This is a genomic window from Thermosynechococcus sp. Uc, assembly GCF_029335995.1.
GTDB lineage: Bacteria > Cyanobacteriota > Cyanobacteriia > Thermosynechococcales > Thermosynechococcaceae > Thermosynechococcus.
In genome coordinates, this window is the sequence record NZ_JARJMS020000007.1 from 1 (window position 1) to 5199 (window position 5199).

Consider the following 5199-nt stretch of genomic DNA (forward strand, 5'->3'; position numbering starts at 1 on the left):
GCACTCGTCGGTGAGTCATTCACCCCTTGGATTTGCACCACAAAGGATTCCGCGGAGAGGGGGCGAGGACCAAGAATCCGAAAGTTGGGGGCAGGGGTCAACAAAATAGAAACACTCTGGTTCTCCTCTTGGCGAAATTCAATATTGCTTAGGGGGCTGCCAGTGGCAAGATAGGGTTCTCGGACTTGGCTGCCCAATTGGGCTTGGCGTAAACGAATGCGATAGCGATCGCCCTCCCAACCCACGCTATAAAAAATGGTGCGATCGCCCTGAATCAGCAACTCCCGTCCCCCTAGATCAACACGCTGAATCGTTGTGACGGGGGTTTGAGCATTGGCTGCAGGCATGACACTGGGGCGTTGGGGCGATGGTGGAATCGGTGCAATTGCTGTGGTTGAGGGCACAATTACAAAGCCGTCATTGTGGGGAGAAACTTGCCAATCGGCCTCTTGGGGGTCAATGTCGAGGCTAATTTGGACTTGGCGATTGCTTTGAGCACGTATCTCTGCCCGGACGCGATCGCGCCCAAAGCGGCGCAACTCCAGACGCCGAGGACTAAAATTGCGAATCAGTTCACTGTTGCTGAGAAGAATTTCAATCCGATCGCGGCGGAGACGGCGAATGGTGTAACTTCCTTCAGGGAGTGGGCGATCGGCCAGCACCAGAAAACCCGTGCTATCTGCCCGCCAACTTCGCATTTGCAGTGGCTCTGTGGGCGTTACCGGAGGAGAAGGGGGTGGAGGAGTCGGTAACGAAACTGTTTGTTGCTGTGGGGTAGGCAGTTGCACCAACCAGTTATTCGCTGTTACCCCTCGAAAGCGCACTTGCTGCGGGTCAATGGTTACACCAGCTGCATACTCCACCACAATCCGGGTAGTTTGGGGGTCAAACTGGGCAACTCGTACTTGGCGAATGGCACCACTATAGTTTTGAGTAATCTGGGGGCTACCGAGAACTACACCGGGCAAGTCAATTACAAGGCGGGTCGGATTGTAAACCAACTCAGCACGGGGTTGAACCCCTCGTTCTGTGCGAATTTCCAGTTGATTGGTGGCCGGGTTGAGTCGCCATAACTGTAGGCGGCTAGCCGAAGCGGGCTGAGCCATGATCAATGCAGCAGTGGGTGCCCATAGAACACTCATCACAGCTCGAGATTGCCACGAACGCCACGGTTGATCCATCTCACGCTTCCTCCACCAGCGATGCACAACGCACTATCAAGTTGACTAGCTAAGCCGCCTAGGTAAATGTGCTCAGCATACTTGATCAGGGACAGGCATGTGAACTGGCACATCCTGCGATTTAGTTTTGCGCGATCGCCCCTCATCAGATTCAAATTTCAGCTTGGTTCAAGTCCACTTAGACGCACACTGGAGTTAATGAGTTCTCCGATTGCATGATCTAGACCACTTTTCCGTAGGCTTACCCTAGGAAATCTCTGCGGAGTCATCAATGCCCAGTGGCCGTACCCACGATCGCTTGACTTGGATTGGCATGCCCCTTGTGGGCTTCACAGCCAGTGCCCTCACGCGGGACTGGCGATGGGGAGTGATTGCCAGCAGTAGCTTTGGTATTGGCGGCTTTCTCCTTAGTCCAGACCTCGATACACCACTCTCTTTGCCCTATTACCGTTGGGGCTGGCTACGGGGAATATGGCTACCCTACCAAAAGACCTTTTCTCACCGCTCATTTTGGACCCATGGTCCTATGGTCGGCACAACGATTCGGCTACTCTATTTGAGCCTTTGGCTGGGGTTAGGACTGGGTTTTGTGGCCGGAGTCGCCTCATGCACTGGACAGCTTCCCCTCATACAGGAATGGTTACGTCGCTGGCAGGGAATAAATTGGCGATGGGGAGTCGCGATCGCCCTTGGTTTAGAGCTATCAGCATTGCTCCATGTCACCAGTGATTTCGTGGTTTCCCAGTGGCGACGCTGGCGGCGCTAATGGTGGTGGGTAGGGCAAGGGGGCGCACTAATCGAGTGATCGAGCCAACCCACCGCCTGTTGCAGATGTGCCAGTGCTTCCGCATCATTTTCCTTTAGGAGATAAACAAGGGCGGCAGCCGCTTGTTCAAGAGCACGGGCACGGCGATTTCCCTTAAGGCGATGCCAATCTTGAGGCGCAATCCTAACTGCATCAAGGAGAGCAGTGGCCAGTTCTTCAGTCCGAGGCGTTCTTTGCAGCATAATTTGAAGTTATGAAAGTACAAAATGCTATCCCTTATAGCTTAAGCAGTTTCTGGCTTCCTCTAACGCGATGGATACTGGAACTTTACTTTTGAATGATGCTGTCTAAACTAAAAGCAGGTGCGCCCCGCCAAGGAGAGATTGCGATGGTCGCAAAAGTCACCCGCTCCCGCCCCGCCTTGATTGTGCTGGCTGTTATTGGCCTTGCTTCGGCTGGTACAGCGGCATGGCTAACCTTGAGTCCGCCCCAACAGAGAAATACAGTTCCCAATTCAGCGGAAGTTGCCCAGCAACAGGAAACCCAACTCTTTTGGGTTAAAAATGAAGGAGACAGACTAGTTTTAGTGCCCTCCACAGTACGTATCAATGCGCCGGCAGCGCGACCGGAACTCTTTATCCAATCTCGTCTGGAGCGGCTCTTGATAGGGCCTGCCAATCGGGATGTCACCACCAGTATTCCAGACAATACCCGTGTCAACCGTGTAGAACTTAAAGCCGACGGCATTCATATCGATCTCTCCCCAGAGTTTACAAAAGGGGGCGGAAGTGCTTCAATGCAAGCGCGTTTAGGACAAATACTCTACACAGCAACGGCCAGTAATCCCAATGCTCCTGTGTGGATTTCCGTTGGCGGTGAGCCACTGCGTGTACTGGGAGGCGAGGGACTAGAGGTGACACAACCCATGACCCGTCAGGACTTTCAAACAGCCTTTGCCCTGCGCAGCCAATAGTGCCAAGCCAGTCTGAGAAGAAGCAGACCCCGCCCCGATAGCCACCCTTGGACTTCGAGCTAAAAAGCTAGATCTAGACAGCTCACAAAATTAACAATGGCAAGCGAGGGGAGAATTGTGGCTCTTTAAGTTGAAGGGTGGTCAATGTTAGCACAGTGAATCAACACGGTGACATACTCCCGACTAGAAGTGTTGAATCCTCTAACAAAACTTAACGCTTTAAGCCACAAGGGGCGCTGGCTGCCAATCAACGCTCCAATGCACTATTGAACATCGCCGACTGAGTTCTAGTTGCAAATAGCTCAACTTGTCTAAGGATAGACTTGACAATCTTTTCAAAGGATGCCATGGTAATTTAGTTGTTTTTCTATTTTTCAAAGGAAGAATAAACCACTTCTTCCCTTTTTTCTAGTCTCTCAATCTATCGTTCAACACTTCTGACTCATCGCCATCTCCAACACACCGGCGGCGTCAATCTGGCGCATGGAACTGCCGTCATAGGCCAGCACAGGTAGGAAGACGTAGGGGTTGGGGCCTTTCGTTTCATCCCATTCCGCTTTGGCACGCTGCTCGTCGGTGTAGGTCCAGTTGTAAATCTGCTCCTCGCTGAACTCGCCGCTGGCGATCGCGCGAAAGGGCGTACCGGACAGGTACAAGTAGTGGTCGGTGGTGATGGGCAGGATGTCTTCGTCAAAGTAGTCTATGGCTTTGTCCTTGGCCTCGAACAAGTCTTTGGTCTTCTCACGCCAGGCGCCGTAGTGGTACTCGTCGAAGATGACGCAGTCCCAGTGGGTAGCGTGTACCCATTCGTTTTTGGTCTTGATGCCGCCAGTGGAGGGGTTGCGGCCCAGGTAATCCTGAAACGAGCCGAAGCAGACGATAGGTTTGGTTTTGTCCGCCTGCTCGTAGGTAAGGCCGCCGGGCTTGATGAACTGCCAGCCGGAGAAATCCACATGCGTGCGCAGGTCTTCTTCCCAGGCGCTCTGCACGGCGGGCTTGAAGGTGAGCACCAAAATCTTTCTCCAGCCCATGCGCTTGGCCAGTTGATAGGCAGCGAAGGTCTTGCCGAAGCGCATCTTGCAGTTCCACAAAAAGTGCGGCGGCTTGTTGTTTTCACGGCGATAACTCTGGAAGTAGGTCATCGTCTTTTGGATGGCGGCTTCCTGCTCAGGGCGCAGGCCAATAGCGAGACTGCGCTGTTCTGCCAGCAATTGCCCGGCGCGCACGGCGTTGCTGGCAGATTAGACCTGCTCTACCGTGCAGCGCAACCACTCGCCGTCCTCTTTCCGAATGCGGTTGATGCGCAGCTTGTTGTGCACGTCGCGGTCGGTGAAGGCGGTGCCGTTGTTGCGGATGGCGTCTTCTTCCAGCACAATGCGGTAGGGCGCTGGTCCGGGGCGCACGGTGGGATATTGCTCGGCGACCCGCTCCTGCACGCTTCTGGTGGTGTAGCCCACCTTGAGCAAGCCTGCATACTGCGGATTTGTGTCTTCGTAGGCGTAGATTTTGGGCGTGACTTTGGGACGGCGGGGGAAGAAGTCTTCTGTCATTCTAAGCCCCCGTTCTTAGATATCAGACTTAGTAAGTCTTCAGTGTTGTAAACACGCTCGTAACGTTCCTTGCGGATTTCTTTGCTGGCCAGATCTGTTTTAATCCGCTTGAGAAACTCTTTGAAGTTGGGATTTATTTCTGCCAGCCGATTCATGGTCTCAATATCTACAAACTCTCTTTCCCTCGCCGGTATCAGGATTTCGGAGTCATCAGGATTTTCTACGGCAAGCCTGATTACTCCGATACCAAAAGAGTTCGAAAGCCGCTTCAGTTCCTGCAAGAAATCCGCATCCTCGGAAAACTCCGCGGCTACTAAATATCCTTGGTGCGCCCAGGATGAATTGGATACGGCCTGAAAGAAAGATTCGCGCAGGTTGCTAAAGGTCAGCTCGCGCTTTAACTCATAGGAAAAGAGCTTGAGCCCCAGGCTCCCCACTTCCTGTGCAACATCCAGTACCTCTGGAACCCAGGTTTCCAAAGGGAAATACACACCGACCATGTCGGGATGGAGCCACTGGCTGTAGCGGTCTTTGGAGGATTCTTCGTGATAGATCGTCTTGGTATAGATGCTTTGATACGTGTAAAGAAAGTAGGTCAGGAACGGATGCAGGTCTCGTTCTTTGTAAGGCGTCTTCTTAGTGACCACCACAGGGTTCTCAGTGATAACAATCGCACCGCTGAATTCTTTCAATGCAAATCGGGTTGGCCGTTGGCTGGCCTTGATAAAC

At 53.0% G+C, this 5199-nt stretch carries 5 protein-coding genes and 1 pseudogene; 2 read left to right on the forward strand and 4 right to left on the reverse strand.

Features of this window, described 5'->3' with window-relative positions; all coding sequences use genetic code 11:
• On the reverse strand, window positions 1-1181 hold a 1181-nt coding region (locus tag P3X23_RS00595; protein WP_300872080.1), incomplete at its 3' end, for an AMIN domain-containing protein.
• Window positions 1182-1452: 271 nt separating this feature from the next.
• On the opposite strand from P3X23_RS00595, the gene P3X23_RS00600 reads away from it, so the two are divergent.
• Complete coding sequence (locus P3X23_RS00600; protein WP_300872082.1) at window positions 1453-1947, forward strand: metal-binding protein; 495 nt, start codon at window positions 1453-1455, stop codon at window positions 1945-1947.
• Here P3X23_RS00600 and P3X23_RS00605 read toward each other — a convergent pair.
• Window positions 1944-2189, reverse strand: coding sequence for a DUF6439 family protein (locus P3X23_RS00605; protein ID WP_300872084.1), 246 nt, complete (start codon window positions 2187-2189; stop codon window positions 1944-1946). The two genes, P3X23_RS00600 and P3X23_RS00605, sit on opposite strands and share 4 nt — an antisense overlap.
• A 146-nt stretch (window positions 2190-2335) precedes the next feature.
• Here P3X23_RS00605 and P3X23_RS00610 point away from each other — a divergent pair, with 146 nt between their 5' ends.
• Window positions 2336-2920, forward strand: a complete 585-nt coding sequence (locus P3X23_RS00610) for a GerMN domain-containing protein (RefSeq protein ID WP_300872086.1) — start codon at window positions 2336-2338, stop codon at window positions 2918-2920.
• 509 nt (window positions 2921-3429) lie between these two features.
• Here P3X23_RS00610 and P3X23_RS00615 read toward each other — a convergent pair.
• Together P3X23_RS00615 and P3X23_RS00625 are read right to left on the reverse strand one after the other, a co-directional pair.
• Window positions 3430-4470, reverse strand: a pseudogene (locus P3X23_RS00615) (GIY-YIG nuclease family protein); the annotation flags it as partial.
• Window positions 4467-5199, reverse strand: a 733-nt coding sequence (locus P3X23_RS00625) for a hypothetical protein (protein WP_300872092.1), incomplete at its 5' end; no start/stop codon positions are given. The pseudogene P3X23_RS00615 and the gene P3X23_RS00625, both read right to left, overlap by 4 nt.